Source organism: Arthrobacter sp. P1_B9, from assembly GCF_056406495.1.
In genome coordinates, this window is the sequence record NZ_JBFUAA010000003.1 from 363,493 (window position 1) to 380,238 (window position 16,746).

General features: G+C 69.4%; 13 protein-coding genes. 2 read left to right on the forward strand and 11 right to left on the reverse strand.

Going from position 1 to position 16,746, the window contains the following annotated elements; genetic code table 11:
- Nucleotides 1-49 precede the first annotated feature (49 nt).
- From AC1D1A_RS06650 to AC1D1A_RS06690, 9 genes are all read right to left on the reverse strand, one after another.
- Nucleotides 50-934, reverse strand: coding sequence for an ABC transporter permease (locus AC1D1A_RS06650; RefSeq protein ID WP_476947373.1), 885 nt, complete (start codon nucleotides 932-934; stop codon nucleotides 50-52).
- Nucleotides 935-937: 3 nt separating this feature from the next.
- Complete coding sequence (locus AC1D1A_RS06655; RefSeq protein WP_476947374.1) at nucleotides 938-1,879, reverse strand: ABC transporter ATP-binding protein; 942 nt, start codon at nucleotides 1,877-1,879, stop codon at nucleotides 938-940.
- A gap of 177 nt (nucleotides 1,880-2,056) precedes the next feature.
- Nucleotides 2,057-3,553, reverse strand: a complete 1,497-nt coding sequence (locus tag AC1D1A_RS06660) for a phosphatase PAP2 family protein (protein ID WP_476947375.1) — start codon at nucleotides 3,551-3,553, stop codon at nucleotides 2,057-2,059.
- A 15-nt stretch (nucleotides 3,554-3,568) separates the two neighbouring features.
- On the reverse strand, nucleotides 3,569-4,756 hold the full coding sequence (locus AC1D1A_RS06665) for an MFS transporter (protein ID WP_476947376.1): 1,188 nt from the start codon (nucleotides 4,754-4,756) through the stop codon (nucleotides 3,569-3,571).
- Complete coding sequence (locus AC1D1A_RS06670) at nucleotides 4,753-5,526, reverse strand: DeoR/GlpR family DNA-binding transcription regulator (RefSeq protein ID WP_476947377.1); 774 nt, start codon at nucleotides 5,524-5,526, stop codon at nucleotides 4,753-4,755. Before AC1D1A_RS06670 ends, AC1D1A_RS06665 begins: the two co-directional genes overlap by 4 nt.
- Before the next feature lie 140 nt (nucleotides 5,527-5,666).
- Nucleotides 5,667-7,349, reverse strand: a complete 1,683-nt coding sequence (locus AC1D1A_RS06675) for an ABC-F family ATP-binding cassette domain-containing protein (RefSeq protein WP_476850693.1) — start codon at nucleotides 7,347-7,349, stop codon at nucleotides 5,667-5,669.
- Between the two features lie 35 nt (nucleotides 7,350-7,384).
- On the reverse strand, nucleotides 7,385-9,403 hold the full coding sequence (locus AC1D1A_RS06680) for a penicillin-binding transpeptidase domain-containing protein (protein WP_476947378.1): 2,019 nt from the start codon (nucleotides 9,401-9,403) through the stop codon (nucleotides 7,385-7,387).
- Between the two features lie 72 nt (nucleotides 9,404-9,475).
- On the reverse strand, nucleotides 9,476-10,132 hold the full coding sequence (locus AC1D1A_RS06685; RefSeq protein WP_476947379.1) for a response regulator: 657 nt from the start codon (nucleotides 10,130-10,132) through the stop codon (nucleotides 9,476-9,478).
- Nucleotides 10,129-11,526, reverse strand: a complete 1,398-nt coding sequence (locus AC1D1A_RS06690) for a sensor histidine kinase (protein ID WP_476947380.1) — start codon at nucleotides 11,524-11,526, stop codon at nucleotides 10,129-10,131. The genes AC1D1A_RS06685 and AC1D1A_RS06690 overlap by 4 nt, the downstream gene beginning before the upstream one ends.
- 196 nt (nucleotides 11,527-11,722) lie before the next feature.
- Between AC1D1A_RS06690 and AC1D1A_RS06695 the strand changes: the two genes are divergently transcribed.
- Both AC1D1A_RS06695 and AC1D1A_RS06700 read left to right on the forward strand, forming a co-directional pair.
- Nucleotides 11,723-12,823: an FtsX-like permease family protein gene (locus AC1D1A_RS06695; protein ID WP_476947381.1), complete on the forward strand. Its 1,101-nt coding sequence runs from the start codon at nucleotides 11,723-11,725 to the stop codon at nucleotides 12,821-12,823.
- Nucleotides 12,824-12,866: 43 nt separating this feature from the next.
- Complete coding sequence (locus AC1D1A_RS06700; RefSeq protein ID WP_476947382.1) at nucleotides 12,867-13,595, forward strand: ABC transporter ATP-binding protein; 729 nt, start codon at nucleotides 12,867-12,869, stop codon at nucleotides 13,593-13,595.
- A 3-nt stretch (nucleotides 13,596-13,598) separates the two neighbouring features.
- Here the strand turns inward: AC1D1A_RS06700 and AC1D1A_RS06705 are convergent, their stop codons facing one another.
- Complete coding sequence (locus AC1D1A_RS06705) at nucleotides 13,599-15,047, reverse strand: phytoene desaturase family protein (RefSeq protein WP_476947383.1); 1,449 nt, start codon at nucleotides 15,045-15,047, stop codon at nucleotides 13,599-13,601.
- A complete protein-coding gene (locus tag AC1D1A_RS06710) occupies nucleotides 15,044-16,522 on the reverse strand; it encodes a glycosyltransferase family 87 protein (protein ID WP_476850699.1) in 1,479 nt (492 codons plus the stop codon). The genes AC1D1A_RS06705 and AC1D1A_RS06710 overlap by 4 nt, the downstream gene beginning before the upstream one ends.
- Nucleotides 16,523-16,746 lie beyond the last annotated feature (224 nt).

A 16,746-nucleotide genomic window follows, 5' to 3' on the forward strand; every position in this document is an offset into this window, starting at 1 on the left:
GCTCTGAGCCTAGATGCTGAAGGGCTTGGACGCTGCCCGTGGCGCCGGCCTAGACGTCCCGCCTCTTGAGCAGGACGGCGGCCAGGAGCACCGGGATGACAACCCAGGCGCCCAGCACCAGGGCCGCCTGCCAGGCTTCGAGGGTGTCCGGGATGTGCTCCACCGCGGTCAGCGGATCCACGGTGTTGCCGGGCAGGTATTTGCGGGCCTCCACGAAGAAGTCGCCCGGAATGAGCTGGAACGCGATGGGTGCCACGAAGAACAGTCCCACCAGGCTCATGATGCCGCCCGCCGAGTTGCGGATCAGCGTGCCCAGCGCCATGCCGATGGCCGCGGCCGCCGCCACGTAAATGCTGTTGACAAGGAGCAGCTTGACCGACTGCGGGCTGCCCAGGTCCAGGCCCAGGCCGTAGTTGTCCAGGATCGGCACGGATACAAATCCGGCGGCCAGGGTGGATGCGGCGGTGACGACGAAGGAGGTCACCACCACCACCACGAGCTTGGCCGCGAAGGCGGGGATGCGTTTGGGCACCGCCGCGAACGTGGACCGGGCCATGCCCGTGGTGAACTCGGAGCTCATCAGCAGCACGCCGAGGGAGCCCAGGATCAGCTGGGCGAACGCGATGCCGGAGGTGGGCACGCTGACGGCGATGTCGCCGCCCTGGGCCGCGAGCCTGGCGCCGACCTCCGGGTCCCGGGCCGCGGCCTCGGAGAACTGGCCCGTCCCCCAGGCCGAAAGCGCCCCGAACCCCACCATGACCACCACTGTGGAGCCAAGCAGGATCAGAGTGGAGAGCAGGGTGCGGAACTTGATGAATTCGGAGTTGAGGACCCGCAGGAAGCTGGGGCCGGGACCGGAACTGCTGCCGTTTCCGGACCTCTGTGCGTCGGCGCCGCGGCGCGAGGGCGTGGATTCAACGGTTGTGGAGCTCATGGCTTAGTTGCCTCCGGCTTCGACGGGAACGGCGCCCGTGGTGATCAGCGAGTGGTATTCGACCTCATCCTTGGTCAGTTCCATGTAGGCCTCCTCGAGGCTGGCCTGCAGCGGGGTGAGTTCGTAGATCATGACGTGGTTCTCCAGCGCCGCAGTGGCGATCTGGCGCGGGTCCAGGCCTGTGACTTCGAGGAGTTCGCGCTCCTGGACCTCCACCGAGACCCCGGTCCCGGCCAGCAGCTGCATGAGCCGGTCCGGCTGGTCGGTGCGGACCCGCGTCCGGCCCTGGCCCTTGCCGGTGATGATCTCCTGGATCGGGGCGTCCGCAATGATCCTCCCGCGGCCGATCACGATCAGGTGGTCCGCCGTGACGGCCATCTCGCTCATGAGGTGGCTGGAAAGGAAGACCGTGCGGCCCTCGGAGGCCAGGTACTTCACCAGGTTGCGGACCCACACCACCCCCTCCGGGTCAAGGCCGTTGACGGGCTCGTCCAGGATGACGGTCTGCGGGTCGCCCAGGAGGGCGGCGGCGATGCCCAGCCGCTGGCCCATGCCGAGCGAGAAGCCGCCGACCTTCTTCCTGGCCACCTCGGCCAGTCCCGTCATCTCAATGACTTCGTGGACCCGTTTCTTCGGGATGCTGTGGGTCGCCGCCATGGCCAGCAGGTGGTTGTAGGCGGAGCGGCTCGTGTGGACTGCCTTGGCATCGAGCAGCGCGCCGACGTCGCGCAGCGGGGCGGCGTGCCCGGTCAGCGGGAACCCGTTGACGGTCACCGAGCCCGACGTCGGCCGGTCCAGCCCCATGATCATGCGCATGGTGGTGGATTTTCCGGCCCCGTTCGGACCCAGGAAGCCGGTGACCCGGCCGGCTTCGACGGTGAAGTTGACGCCGGCGACGGCGGTCTTGTCGCCGTAAACCTTGGTCAGGCCTCGTGCTTCGATCATGGAAGCGTTCCTTTGCGTAGCGGGAGATGATCCGGGGCACCGCAGTCACGGGCCCGTCTGCACACCACGCTACCGAGGCAAGCTGCGTATTTCGCCGGTCTCAGGGATGATTCAGGGGCTAATCAGGGTAGTCCGGGAGGATGACAGGGGTTGGATGACGGGTTTGGATGACGGGGTTCAGCCGAGGGGCGAGTAGTAGGTCAGCGCGCCGGGGCGGACCGTGAATTCCACCCGCCGCACCCCGGGCATGACCTCTCCGTCGACGGCGAGGACCATGGGCCCGTTCCCGGGTTCCACCGTGATCCGGTCCGTTTCGCTCAGATGGGTGATCCCGGACGTGGCCACGGTGCCCGTGAGCACGGCCCAGAGCAGGCGCAACCGGGCGAACGGCTCATCGGCAGTGATCATCCGCAGGTCCAGGACACCGTCCGCGAGTACCGGACGCACCAGCGGCGCGTGGTCGCGGGGGTAATAGCGGCCGCGGCCGATGTACAGGATCCACAGCCGGTGCCGCACCCCGTTGACGATCAGCGTGGTGGGGGTGCCGGCTGCGAAGGTCCGGAACATGGCCACCACTCCGGCCAGGGGTTTGCCCAGTGCCGGCTGGAGCTGCTCCCGCCGGCGGACCAGGTTCGGGTAGAGGCCGATGCTGGCCGTGTTGAGCATGATCAGCTCGAGCTGCTCCGGGCTGTCGGGGAGCCCGCGCTCGACACTCACGTGGCCGACGTCGGCCACGGCGGCCTCGCCGCGCGACGCCGCCTGCACGGCGTCCGCCAGGGTGGGGGTGCCGGCGTCGCGGGCGAAATGGTTCAGCGTTCCGCCGGGGAGCACCACCAGCGGGAGGGTACGTTCGACGGCGGCGGCCGCCGCGGCGCCCACGGTTCCGTCGCCGCCCCAGACGCCCAGGGCCGCAATGCCCGGCCGGGTCGCGACCTGGGCGATGCCCGCGTCGACGGACTCACCCGGCCCGATTTCCTTTATATACGCTTTAGGGAATACTTTTTGCAGGGCGTCGACAGTCTCGTCAGCATAGGACCCGCCAAGGGTGTTGACCGCGATGCCGAGCCCCTGGCCGTCCGGGAGTTCCGCGGCCGGGGCGGCGCCGCGGCGGGTTTCCGGGAACGGCGGTCGGACAGGCCACCACTTCCGCGTCACCATGGCCGCGCCGGCGCCGATCGCGGACCCGAACAGCACATCCGAGGGCCAGTGGGCCCCGGTGTGGACCCGGGAGTAGGCCACTCCGGCCGCGACGGGGGCCAGCGCCGCACCGAGGACCGGGCGGACCATGCCGACCCCGAGAGCGAAAGCCACCGCGGAGGCGGAGTGTCCCGACGGCATCGACGAACTCGTCGGCTGCGGGTTCACGAAGCGGAAGACCGGAAGGTGTTCGGGCAGGGGGCGGGCCCGGGGCAGGAGGGTCTTGAACACGACGTTGGTGACTGCCGAGGCAGCGCCTTGCGCAATGAGTCCGTGCACCGCTGCCCTGCGCGTCTTACCGGGCACCAGGGCCAGGGCTCCGGCAACGCCGAACCAAAGTTTGCCCTTGTTGGCGGCGGCGGACAGACGGCGGAAGAAGTCATCATGGCCTCCTCCCGGCAGATTGGAGACGGCGCGCACCAGTTTGCGGTCGAATTTCGACAGGCGGCCCGGGGCCTTCCTCAGCATGGTTCGCATTGGACCACCATACTGCTACCTCGCGGGCAGCGGCTTCGCGGCTCCGGCGAGGACCAGGGCCACCACAATCGGAATCCCGATCGCCAGCAGGGCGGTCCTGACACCGGTGACATCCCCCAGGTAGCCCAACAGGGGCGGCCCGGCGAGGAAGGCAATGTAGCCCAGCGTGGACACCACGGACACCCGGGCCGCCGCCTTCCTGGGGTCGTCCGCGGCGGCGGACATCCCGATCGGGAACGCGAGTGCTGCCCCCACGCCCCAGAGCACGGCACCGGCGGCGGCCAGCCAGATGTTGCCGGCGAACACGAAGAGGCAGAGGCCCGCAGTTGCCGCCGCCATGCTGGCCCGCAGCACGGCAACACGGCCGTAGACGTCGATCGCACGGCCACCAAAGAAGCGCATGGCGGTCATGGCCAGCACGAACGCGGCGAACAGCAGCGCCCCCGTGGACTGTTCGGCGCCCAGGCCGTCAACCGCGGCCTTGGCAATCCAGTCGTTGCCGGCGCCTTCGGTCAGGGTGGCGCCGAGGACGACGACGCCGATCAGCAGCGTGCGCCCGTCCCGCCAGGCCGAACCGGAGTTGCCCCGGTCCGCGTCCCCCGCGGCGGGCGCTTCGGCAGGCCGATGGGGCAGGAAATACCGGGGGGCCACAGTGGTCAGGACGGCGACAACGGCGGCTATGACCAGCAGGTGCTCCGGGAGCCCGACCCCCAGGGTGGATAATCCGGCGCCGATCAGGGCACCGACGAACGCGCCGCCGCTGAAGGCCGCGTGGAACTGCGGCATGATGGTGCGCCCGAGCCGGTGTTCGACGTCGGCACCTTCAATGTTCTGCGAAACATCCCACAGCCCGACGCCTATCCCGAAGAAGAACAAGGCGATGGCAGTCCCCGGGATGGAGGCCGCCATCAGTGAGAGCGCGACGCCGACACCGGCCGCCGCGGCCACGAGTCCGGCGCTGCGGACGGTGTTGGCGGTGCCGATCCGGCCGACGACGAACCCGGCCGTCGGCAGGGCGATCAGCGAACCGACCGCGACGCACAGCAGCAGGGTTCCCATCTGGCCCGCGGTGATCTGCAGGATCTCCGTCACGGCCGGGATGCGGGCTGCCCAGCTGGCGAAAACTAATCCGTTGATCCCGAAGACAAGGAAAGTCGCCCCGGTGGCAGCCTTGAGTTGCGGGACGGTTGCGGTACTGGTCATACGATCACTGCTTCCACCGAGTGCTGGGCGAGTTGGTCAAGTTCTTCAGGGCTGAGCTGCCGGTCGGTCACGATGGCATCCACGGCGTCCAGGGATGCGACGAGGGCGACGGCGGTGGCGTTCCATTTGGCGGCGGCACAGGCGACGATCACCCGGGCGGCGGATTCGAGGCCGGCGCGTTTGACTGCTGCGTCGTCGAGGTCGTGGGCCAACAGCCCGTCCTTGAGGTTCAGGGCGCAGGGCGTGACGACGGCGGTGTCGAAGCGCAGCGAGCGGATGTTGGATTCCGTCATCGGTCCTCGGAAGGAAAGTTCGCCGGGGACGAGGCTGCCGCCGGGCATCAGGAGTTCGGGGCGGCGCCCGGCCGGACCGTCGTCCGCGGACAGCGCGGTGACGGACCGCAGCGACATCGGCATGATCGTCATCTCACGCTGGCGCAACTGGCGGGCGATCTCCGTGGCGGTGGTGCCGCTGTCCAGCCAGACGTGTCCACGGTCCGCGAGCATGGCCGCCACCCCGGCGGCGATCCGCATCTTGGCGGTGTGGTCCTCGAGTTCGCGCTGCCCGTAGTGCGGGTTTTCGCCGCCGAAAACCAGGCTTCTGGCTCCGCCGTGGACCCTCCGCAACACGCCGTGCAGGGCCAGGATGTCGAGGTCACGGCGGATGGTGGCGCCGGAGGCGCCGCAGGCGGCCGTCAGATCGTCCACCGTCACGTGCTCCCGGTCGCGCAGCAGTCCGCCGATCAGGCGGTGCCGCTCATCAGTGTTCATGCTCAAATGCTAGCGGTTGGTGATCATTTAATCATTTGTTGCGCGTTTCAAATAGCAACGCGGGGTCACTTAGCGCCCATAACCGCCCCCGGAATGGGCTGTATCTGACCCCGCGTTGCTTAGTGGACCCCGCGATGGCTCTAGCGGGCGCGCTCGACGCGCTTTTCGTCCCAGACCGGTTCGGCGGACTCGTAGACCCTGCCGTCGGAGCCGAAAACCAGGAAGCGGTCGAAGGTTCGGGCGAACCAGCGGTCGTGGGTGACGGCCAGGACGGTGCCCTCGAAGTGGTCGATCGCCCGTTCCAGGGCCTCGGCCGAGTGCAGGTCCAGGTTGTCCGTGGGCTCGTCGAGCAGCAGCAGCGTAGCGCCGGAGAGCTGCAGCAGCAGGATCTGGAACCGCGCCTGCTGGCCGCCGGAAAGGGATTCGTACTTCTGCTCGGACTGCGCCGCCAGCCCGTAGCCGTCGAGGGCCCCGGCGGCGGCTTCGCGGCCCATGCCCGAGCGGTGCTCGTCGCCCCGGTGCAGGATTTCGAGCAGGGTCTTACCCAGCAGGTCGGGCCGGACGTGGGTCTGGGCGAAGAATCCGGGCCGGATCCGGGCGCCGAGTTTCACGGTGCCCTCGTGCGGCACCTCGGCGATCTCGACGTCGGACACCGGCAGGTGCTCCCGCTCGGGATCCGTGCCGCCGGTGGCGAGCAGGCGCAGGAAGTGGCTCTTGCCCGACCCGTTGGAACCCAGGACGCCCACCCGGTCGCCGAACCAGATTTCGGTGGAGAACGGCTTCATCAGGCCGGTCAGTTCCAGCTTCTCGGCCACGACGGCGCGCTTGGCGGTGCGCCCGCCCTTGAGCCGCATCTGCACGTTCTGTTCGATGGGAAGGGCCTCGGGCGGGCCGGCCTCGAGGAACTTCGCGAGCCGGGTCTGCGCCGCGTGATAGCGGTTGGCCATGTCGGAACGGAACGCGGCCTTGTTCTTGTACATGTTGACGAGTTCCTTGAGCTTGACGTGCTCCTCGTCCCAGCGCTTGCGCAGTTCCTCGAAGCGCGCGTTCCGGTCGGCCCGGGCGTCCACGTAGGACCCGAAGCCGCCGCCGTGGATCCAGGCGCCGGCGCCGTTGATGCCCGGTTCCAGGGTGACGATTCGGCCTGCGGCGTTGTTGAGCAGTTCACGGTCGTGGCTGATGAAGAACACGGTCTTCTTCGAATCATTCAGTTTGGCCTCGAGCCAGCGCTTGCCCGGAACATCGAGGTAGTTGTCCGGCTCGTCCAGGAGCAGCAGTTCGTCGGGGCCGGCGAAGAGGGCCTCGAGGACCAGCCGCTTCTGCTCGCCGCCGGAGAGGCTCGACGCCGGGCGGTGCTGTGCCCGGTCGAAGGGCAGGCCGAGGGCGGCCATGCAGACCTCGTCCCAGACGGTTTCGACGTCGTAGCCGCCGGCATCCCCCCAGTCCACGATCGCCTGGGCATAGGCCATTTGGGTGGGCTCGTCGTCATGCTCCAGCATGGCGAGCTCTGCCTCGTCGACGGCCCGCGCGGCGGCGGCCAGGGCAGGCGGGGCGGCGGAGACCAGCAGGTCGCGGACCGTGGACTCGTCCCGGACCTGGCCCACGAACTGGCGCATGATGCCCATGTTGCCGGACCGGCCGATCACGCCTTCGTCCGGGACGAGATCGCCGGAAATGATCCGGAACAGCGTGGTCTTGCCGGTCCCGTTGGGCCCGATCAGCGCTGTCTTGGTGCCGTCCGGGACCTTGAAGGTCACCCCGTTGAGCAGCTGGGTGCCGTCGGAGAGGAAGTAGTCGATGCCGGATACGTCAATATGAGCCACGCGTTCAATCTTCCCACGGCCGGGAAAGCGTCCGCTCAGCCGGCCCGGGTCAGGAACTCCTTGAGCAGCGGCCCGGACGTGGTGGCCCCGAGTCCGCCGTCCTCGACGAACACGGCGACGGCGAGGTCACCGTGCACGGCCACGATCCAGGCGTGCGTCTTGGGCGGGGTGTCGTTGCCGAACTCGGCCGTTCCGGTCTTGGCCCCGACGGGCTCGCCCGGGACGGAGGCCAGGAACCCGGCATGACCGCTGGTGACGACGGCCCGCATCATGTCAGCCAGTGCCGCGGCTTCCGCTGCAGTTACCGGCTTTTCGACGGCCGTGGCCGGTGCGGGGGCCGACGGCGTCGCGTCACCGGAGGCCGGGGCAGCCGGCGACGTGCCGGCTGTAGCCGTTCCTGTGGGGGCGGCGCCCTGGGCATCTGGGGGACTGTCGCCCTCGTTCGGATTCAATACCAGCTGGGCGGCCACCGGGGCTCCCTTGGCAACCGAGCCGGCCATGACGGCGGCGGCCAGGGGGGACAGGAGCACTTTGCCCTGGCCGATCATGGAGGCGGCATGTTCGGTTCCTTCGGCATCCCCGGGGACGGAGCCGAGGAATGCGGCCGCGCCGAGCGCAGGTGCTTCAACTGCCACGCCCAGGGAGGTCGCGGCGGATTCGAGCTGTGCCTGGGTGACGGTGTCGCGGGCGTTGATGAACGCGGTGTTGCAGGAGTGCGCAAACGCGTCGCGCAGCGTCACGGACCCCAGGGAGGACTCAGGGTATCCCTCGGCGTTCTTGAAGGTGCGGCCGTCCACCGTGAGGGTGGGCGGGCAGTCCACCTTGGAGTCGGGCGTCATGCCGTTGCGGAACATGGCCAGGGAATCGACCATCTTGAAGATCGATCCAGGGGCATACTGTCCCAGCATCGCGGTGTCGTAGCCGTTGCTGCCCGGCCCGGAGGCGGCCGCCAGGACGGCGCCGCTGGAGGGCCGGATCGCCACAATCGCCGACGCCGGGCCCACCTTGCCGAGGACGTCTTCCGCAAGCTGCTGCAGCTTCGGGTCCAGGGTGGTTTTCAGCGGGGTGCCTTCCTTTATCTCAGTCTGAAAAAGTACGCGGCGTCCCGCGTTGGGCAGAGCCTGCTTCTCTGCGGCGGTGAGGCCTGCCTTCTCGGCGAAGACCTGAATGCCGTCGCTGCCGCGAAGCTGCGCGTCGTATTGCTGTTGCAGGCCACCGGTGCCCGTGGTGTCCCCTGCTTTGAGTGCGCCGTTCGATTTTTCGATCTGTTCTGCATTCGCCTCCGCTGCCGTGCCCAGCAGGGCGCGGGCGAAGGTGCGGTTTGGTGCCAGCGGAAGGGAGTCGCGGATGGCACGGGCGCCGGGAATCTCACCGATCTGAGCGTCGGTGATGGTCCGTCCTTCTTCACGCAAAGTGATGGCGGCAACGAACGCCTCGGGGCCGGCCGCCGCGACCTGCTGGCCGTACGCCGCAGGGTCGACCCCCACCAGTTGGGCAAGCTTGGTGGCGGAATCGGCGGCGTCTGCACCGCCGAGCGCCGGCTTGTCGATGCCAACATTGACCACGGGCCGGTACGTGACCAGCGGGACCCCGCCGGCGCCCAGGATGTCGGCGCGCGACGGCGAATGGGTTGCCGAGCCGACGAGCTCGCCTTCGGCCAGTTCGGGGACCAGGGTGGCCGGGTTCCAGACCGTCAGCCATTTGTCGCCGGACTTCTTGAATTCGGCGAAGGTGGTGTACTTCCACTCTTCGGAGCCGATCTTCCAGCGGTAGTTGAGCGGGACCGTGGCCTTATCGGACTCCAGCGTCAGTTGGCCGCTGTCCACTGCAGGCCGGGCCGGGTCAAGCCCCTTGAATATTTCCTTGAGCTGGTCGTTGGCGGCACCGGAGTCCTTGCCCTCAAAGGCGACGGATCCGACGTCGAGCGCGGACACCGCGGAGGCGAGCTGTTTGGCAGCGCTTTCGGCGCCCTCACGGCCGTCGCCGCAGGCGACCAGCGAGCCGCCAAGAACAAGGCCCACAAGGGCCAGTGCAAGTTTTGATGAGTTCCCCATGGCGCCCATTATGCCCCGGGCCACCGACAATTCTGTTGTCACATAACACCGTCACCTGCCCGCCGGGAACGCCTAGGGCCGCCGGATGATCCTGCGCTGCGCTGCCACGGCGATCGCGGCGGTGCGGTTGTCCACGCCGAGTTTGCCGTAGATGTGCACCAGGTGCGTCTTGACCGTGGCCTCGGAAATGAACAGCTGCTTCGCGATCGCCCGGTTTCCCATCCCGGTGGCCAGCAATCCGAGCAGCTGGACCTCGCGGGCTGACAGGGCGGGCTCCGGATTCCTGATCCGGCCCATCAGCCGGGCCGCGACCTCGGGGGCCAGCGCGGTGCCGCCCGCCGCGGCAGAGAGCACCGCCTGGCGGATCTGCTCGGGCGGGGCATCCTTGAGCATGTAGCCGCTGGCGCCGGCCTCGACGGCGGCCAGGATGTCGGCGTCGGAGTCATAGGTGGTCAGGATGAGCACCGGCGGCGCCGGCTCGCCGGCCTCTCCTGCCTTGATCCGGCCGGTGGCGGTGACGCCGTCCATGCCGGCGCCCATCTGCAGGTCCATGAGCACCACGTCCGCGGGCTCGCCCTGGGTGTGGAGCCTGGCCAGCCCGGCCAGCGCGGCGGCGCCGTCGGCGGCCTCGGCCACCACTGTGATGCCCTCCAGATCACCCAGCATTGCCCGCAGACCGGCCCGGACCACCGGGTGGTCGTCCACCAGGAACACCCGGATGTTGTTCATTTCCGGTCCCCGCGGGCCGGCGCCGGCGCGGCGTTGGAACCGGGCGCTTGGCCCAGTGGCAGCCGGATGGCCACCACGGTTCCCTCACCCGGGGCAGACTCGATGTCCAGCTGCCCGTGGAGGGCGGCCACGCGGTCCCGCAGCGACGTCAGACCATAGCCGGACCCGTCCGGACGGGCCGGCAAGGCCAACGGGTCGAATCCGGCGCCGTCGTCGTAGATGTCCATGGCCACGTCCGGGCCCAGGAAGGAAAGGGTGACGACGGCGGTGCCCGCCTGCGCATGTGCCCGCACGTTGGCCAGGCTCGCCTGCGCGGCCCGGAGCAGGACCGTCTGGTGGGCGCCGGGGAGTTCCACCGGCACGCCTTCGACGTCGAGGCGGCACCGCAGCCCGGCACCCCGCGCCGCGGTCTCCGCTTCGGTCGTTTCGCACAGCCGGAGAAGTCCGGCCACGAGGGAGCCGTCCTCAAGATCGGGGGACTGCAGGGCCCGGACGAAGTTGCGGGCCTCTGCCAGGTTGGCGGCGGCCGTGTCCCGGACAATGCGGAGCCTGTCCCGTGCCACGGCGGGTTCGCCGTCGTCCAGGGCCTTCTCGGCCGCGCGCCCCATCAGCACAATGCTGGACAAGCCCTGGGCGAGGGTGTCATGGATTTCCCGGGCCAGCCGGGTCCGCTCGGCCAGGGTGCCGGCATTGTGCTGGGTCCGGGCGAGTTCGGCACGGGTGCGGCGGAGCTCTTCGGCCGCCAGCCGCTGGTTTTCCGCCTCCAGGAACAGTGCCCGGTAGGCCAGCCCGGTGACCACAGCGAAGGCTGCGCCGAAAACGGGCCCGAGCACCATGGGCAGCTGCAGCCCCACGCTGGCCGGATCCGCACTGGCCAGATCGGGAGACGCGGTACCGCCGTTGTGGAACCAGAGCGCCGCAATGACAAACACTGTGCTCAGTGCGATCGCCGGCAGCGCCAGCCGGCGCCGGAGCACGTGCAACTGCAGGAAGAACAGCGGGAAGGCCAGCCAGACGAAGTCGGCACTGGCCCAGACCAGCAGCAGCCAGAGGAGGCAGACGCCGCCCAGCCACCAGGCCGAGTAGGGCCGCGGATCGAACCGGGTCCGGCGGGCGGCGTGCCGTTTCTCCAGCACGGTGCCCGCGAGGTAGAACGCGGCGAGCAGCACGGCCAGCAGCAGGGTGATCCACTCCTGGCCCGTGATGCCGCCGGCCAGGAGCCGGAGCAGCGCCACCAGGAGCAGCACCGCAAAGCCGACGTGCAGGCTCACGCGAAGGACGCGCAGAATGACGGCCGCCCCGGTGGGCTCCGTGCCCGGCGCCGGTGCGCCGGCATGCCCAGCGCCCTTGGGTCCTGTGCCGTTGTGGACCGTGTTGCCGGCGTCGCCCTCCATGCTTCCAGCGTAGTGCCGGTGCGGCGGGGCTCCTGCGGAAAACGGCCCGCCCCCGGCGGAATCAACCTTTTGGTTGATCGCAGGGCCGTCCGACCGGTGCCGGCGGTCCAACCGGGCGGCCGATGCCCTGGAGCCCGGCGGAAGGAAGGCTGGAAGCAACGCCACAAGCGCCTCAAACGACACCACGAAGGACACCATGTATCTCGCCATCCGCGATATCCGCTTTGCCAAGGGACGGTTCGCCCTGATGGGTGCGGTCGTCGCCCTCATTACCCTCCTGCTCGTCATGCTTTCCGGACTGACGGCCGGCCTCGGAAACCAGTCGACGTCGGCCCTCGCCGCCCTCCCGGCCGACCAGCTGGTCTTCGGCGCCCCGGCCGGGAGCGCAGCCAAGGCCTCGTTTACCGAATCCGAGGTCACGCGCGCCCAACAGGGCCTGTGGTCGGCGCGCGACGGCGTCGCCCGCGCCGACGCCGTTGGGATCAGCCAGAGCCGCTTCCAGGCACTCGGCGCCGGAGGCGTGCCGGCACACACGGCAAGCGTTGCGGTCTTCGGCACCGAGCCCGGCGCAGGCCTGGCTCCCGCCCCGCTGGCAGAGGGAACCATCGCCGTCGGAGCCGGACTGGCGGAGGACCTGGAGCTCAGCATCGGCAGCCACGCCTCGGTGGGCGGCGCCGACCTCGTGGTGACGGCAGTCGTGCCGGAGCAGTGGTATTCCCACACCGGCGTCGTGTGGACCACGCTGGCCGACTGGCAGAAGCTGGCCCATATCCAAGACGCGGACGCCGCGACGGTGCTGGCCGTGACATTCGACTCCACGTCCGGTACAGGGGTGGATCTCGGTGCCGCCAATACCGCCGCGGGAACCGTCAGCACCACGATCGACGGGTCTTTCCAGGCCCTCGGCTCCTACAAGAGCGAGAACGGCTCGCTGCTGCTCATGCAGGCCTTTCTCTACGGCATCTCAGCCCTCGTGATTGTTGCCTTCCTGACGGTCTGGACGGTCCAGCGCACCCGGGACATCGCCGTTCTGAAGGCACTGGGCGGGTCCGCCCGCTACATCCTCCGGGACGCCATGGCGCAGGCGGCCCTGGTCCTGCTGGCCGGCGCGGTGGCCGGCGGGCTGGCCGGTGTGGCCGGTGGAGTCCTCGCGTCGCAGGCGGCACCGTTCCTCCTCACGCCCTGGACAACGCTGCTGCCCGTCGCCGGAATCGTGCTCCTGGGCCTGGCCGGGGCAGCCCTCGCGGTCCGCAGCGTGGCCCGCGTCGATCCGCTCATCGCCCTCGGCGGCAACTGAGCAGCCCCGGCCCGCCTCATATATTCCTAGAAAGGCATATCTCGTGAATTCAACCCTGAACAACACCGCCCTGAACCTCGTCAACGTCACCCTGGAGTACCCGGACGGAGACGGCACCCTTAAGGCCCTGGATTCCGTGAGCCTCAAGGTGAACGCAGGCGAATTCGTGTCCCTGATCGGCCCCTCGGGGTCCGGCAAGTCGTCCCTGCTGGCCGTCGCCGCCACCCTGGTCCGGCCCTCCGCCGGCCTGGTGGTGGTCGACGGCGAGGACGCCGGCGGATTGCCCGACTCCGGCCGCACCGCACTGCGGCGGGACAAGATCGGCATCATCTTCCAGCAGCCCAACCTCCTGCCCTCCCTCACCGCGGTGGAGCAGCTCGTGATCACCCAGCGCCTGCGCGGCGGGACGGCGCGGGCGGCCGGGGAACGCGCCGCGGCTCTGCTGGACCTTGTCGGTCTCGGGCATGCCCTGGCGAAGCGGCCGCACCAGCTCTCCGGCGGCCAGCGCCAGCGCGTCAACATTGCCCGGGCACTCATGGGCAACCCTGCCGTGCTGCTGGTGGACGAGCCGACGGCAGCCCTTGACCACCAGCGCAGCGAAGCAATCGTCCGGCTGCTGCGGCAGGTCACCGACGAGTTCAGCGTGGCAACGGTCATGGTCACCCACGACACCGATTTCGTGCCGCTCACCGACGCCGTCGCGAGCATGCGCGACGGCCGGCTGTCCGCCAGGGCGGCGACGGCGGCCGTTGCGGCGCCGCGTCGGGGCTAGCGGCTAGGGGACCCGGTATCCGAGGTCCGGGACGCCGAGACCGAACATGTCCTTGAGGGCATGCCGGGCGGCGTGGAAGCCGGGCATCCCGGTGACGCCGGGACCGGGCGGGGTCGACGACGAGCACAAGTACACCCCTGGCAGCGGCGTCCGCCAGGGCACCGGGCTCAGCACCGGCCGCCGCAACATGCCCCAAAGGTCCATGCGGCCTGCGCCGAAGTCCCCACCGACGAAGTTCTCGTCGTACGCCGCCAGCCCTGCGGCCGTGGTCACCTTGAACTGCACCACCACATCCCGGAACCCGGGCGCGAAGCGCTCCAGTTGCGCCATGACCGCATCGCTCATGTCCACGGTGGAACCGGCCGGAACGTGGCAATAGGTCCACAGGATGTGCCGGCCGGCCGGCGCGCGGCCGGCATCAAAACGCGAGGGCTGGGATACCAGCACGTAGGGCCGGTCCGGATGCCGTCCCGAGGCGACCAGGCGTTCCGCTTCGGCGGTTTCCGCCCGGGTGCCGCCCACGTGCACCGTCCCGGCATCGGCGAGGCCGTCCGCCGCCCACGGCACCGGTCCGGAGAGGATGAAATCGACCTTGCAGGAAGCGTTCCCGAAGCGGAACGACGCCAGGGCGCTCCTATAGCGCGACGGGAGCCGGCCCTCCGCCAGGTGCAGCAGCGCGGGGGGTGCCACATCCAGCAGCGTGGCCCGGGCCGGCGGCAGCTCCGCGAGCGATGTGATCCGCCTGCCGGTCTCGACCACCCCGCCATGGGCCTCGATGTCAGCGGTCAGCGCCCGGGCAATCGCGGCCGATCCGCCGCGCGGAACCGGCCAGCCGCCGGCATGGCCCAGGGCGCCCAGCATCAGCCCGGCGCCGGCGGCGGTGATCGAGGGCAGCGGCGCCACGGCATGCGCGGCGACGCCGCTCAGCAGTGCGGGAGCCAGGTCCTGGCTGAACCTCGCATTCCACAGCGGCGAGCCTTGTTCGAGCGCCCGGAGGCCGAACGCGGCGGCGGCCAGGGGATCTGCCGGAATCCGCAGCAGCTGGTTCAGGGTGAGGTCCGCGACGCCCTCCACCCGCCGCACGAGGGGCGCCATGAGCTGGCGGTAGGCGGCGCCGTCCCTCCCGAGTTCCGCAACGGTGCGGTCCAGGGAACGGTAGGCCAGCGCCGCGCGGCCGCCGTCGAGCGGGGATCCGTACGAGAGCTCGGGCACCTCCAGGGGCACGCGCCTGGACAGCTCGAACCGGCGGAAAAAGGGTGAGGCCAGAACCATGGGGTGCACGGCCGAACAGACGTCGTGGAAGTGGCCCGGTTCCATCAGTTCGGCGGTGCGCAGTCCGCCGCCGGGTGTGGCGGCCGCCTCGAACACGTGGACTTTGAGTCCGGCCCGCGCCATGGTCACCGCCGCGGCCAGCCCGTTGGGGCCGGAACCGACGACGGCGACGTCAGTCATGCGCTGTGGCTTTCCGCCACGGCACGCTTCCGCCACGGCACCAGGGACGCCGCGGGCCGGCGCAGATCAATCCGCAGCCAGTCCGGGGCACCGTCGAAGGGGCCGCCATGCGGATCATCGATGCGGTGGCGGCGGATCACGTCGCTGGACGGATCCCAGATGTCCCAGGCGACACGGGCCATCAGGTACGCGGTGGCGAGCATGTGGGCAACCACGGCCAGGACGTAGTAGGGCATGTCGATGTTGTGCTGGGTCGAGCCGCCGCTGGTTGCCTGCCCGAGGTACATCCAGATGGCGCCCCAGTGCAGCGCTTCGATGGCTTGCCAGATGACGAAGTCACGCCAGCGGGGCCGGGCAAGGGCGATCAGGGGGATCAGCCACAACACGAACTGGGGGGAGTACACCTTGTTGGTCAGGATGAACGCGGCCACGATCAGGAACGCCAGCTGCGCGATCCTCGGCCGGCGGGGTGCCGTCAGTGCCAGGACCGCAATCAGGATGCAGGCCAGGAGAAACAGGTCCAGTGCCAGGGAGTTGATGGCCGCGGCCTCAAGCGGATTCCAGCCCAGCCGGGCGGCCACCAGGTTGTAGGCGAACCAGGGCGAGCTGTAGCCCGCCGGCCGCTCCTGCGTGAACTGGTAGAAGTACTTCCAGCCGTCCGGATTTGCCGCGGCTGCCGGGACGTTGACCGCCAGCCAGGCCGCGGTTGCGGCACCGGCCGTGATCAGCAGCGCCCGGATGCGCCCGCTCCGGAGCGCCAGCAGCAGGACGGCGCCGAGGATCAACAGCGGGTAGAGCTTGGTGGCCGTGCCCAGGCCGATGAAGATCCCGGCGAGGACGAGCTTGTTCCGCGCAAAGAAGTACATGCCAAGAGCCAGCATGCACACGGCCCACATGTCCCAGTTAATGACGCCCGCCAGGACAATGCCGGGGGCGAGGGCAACCATCGCCGCGTCCCAGGACCGCCGGCGGTTCGTCCGTGCCGTGGCCAGCACGGTGATGATCCAGACGGCGGCGATCAGGGTGGCGTTGACGTCGAAGTAGCCAAGGACGCGGGGATCGTCGGTGCCGGCGCCGGGCACCAGAAGTGCGGTGGCACCCGCAATCAACCCCATCAGCACGGGGTACTCGAAGAGGCTTCCCGGGGTAATGAAGGGGAAGGCGCCATCGCCGAGGCCGCGGTTGCGGAACAGCTCCGGAAAGTCCGAGTAGCACGTGGCGTAGAACTGCCCGGGTGTTTCCCAGCCGTTGGTGCGGCAGAAGTTCTTGAGCAGAATCCCGGCCAGGGCGGCGAGGACAGTGAGGATGACCAGAACACGATCCACCGTAAAGAATCCCGGCGAAACGATCCCGGGCGCCGAGCGGTGGCCCAAGGGACCGCCTACCAGTTCCGTGAAGTTTCGGAGAAAAGGGTCGCTGCGGCTCGGGATGACCAATCGGACCCGTTTGCGCTCCGGCGGCTTTGTCTCCTGCATGACCTTGAGCTTACCGGGGGACATTGACCCGTGCCGCGCCGCGGTCTTCGCTGGCACGTCGTATCGGAGCCGCCACAACGGCTGGCCACGAAGGGATGCTTAAAAGGGGGAGCCCGTGCGGCGACGCACGGGCTCCCTGGGATCGGTTCCAATGTCAGTCATCAGGTCCTCCTTCGCTGCGGACAGTCCTGCCGGCAACGGGCTCCGCCCCTGCACGGGACTAG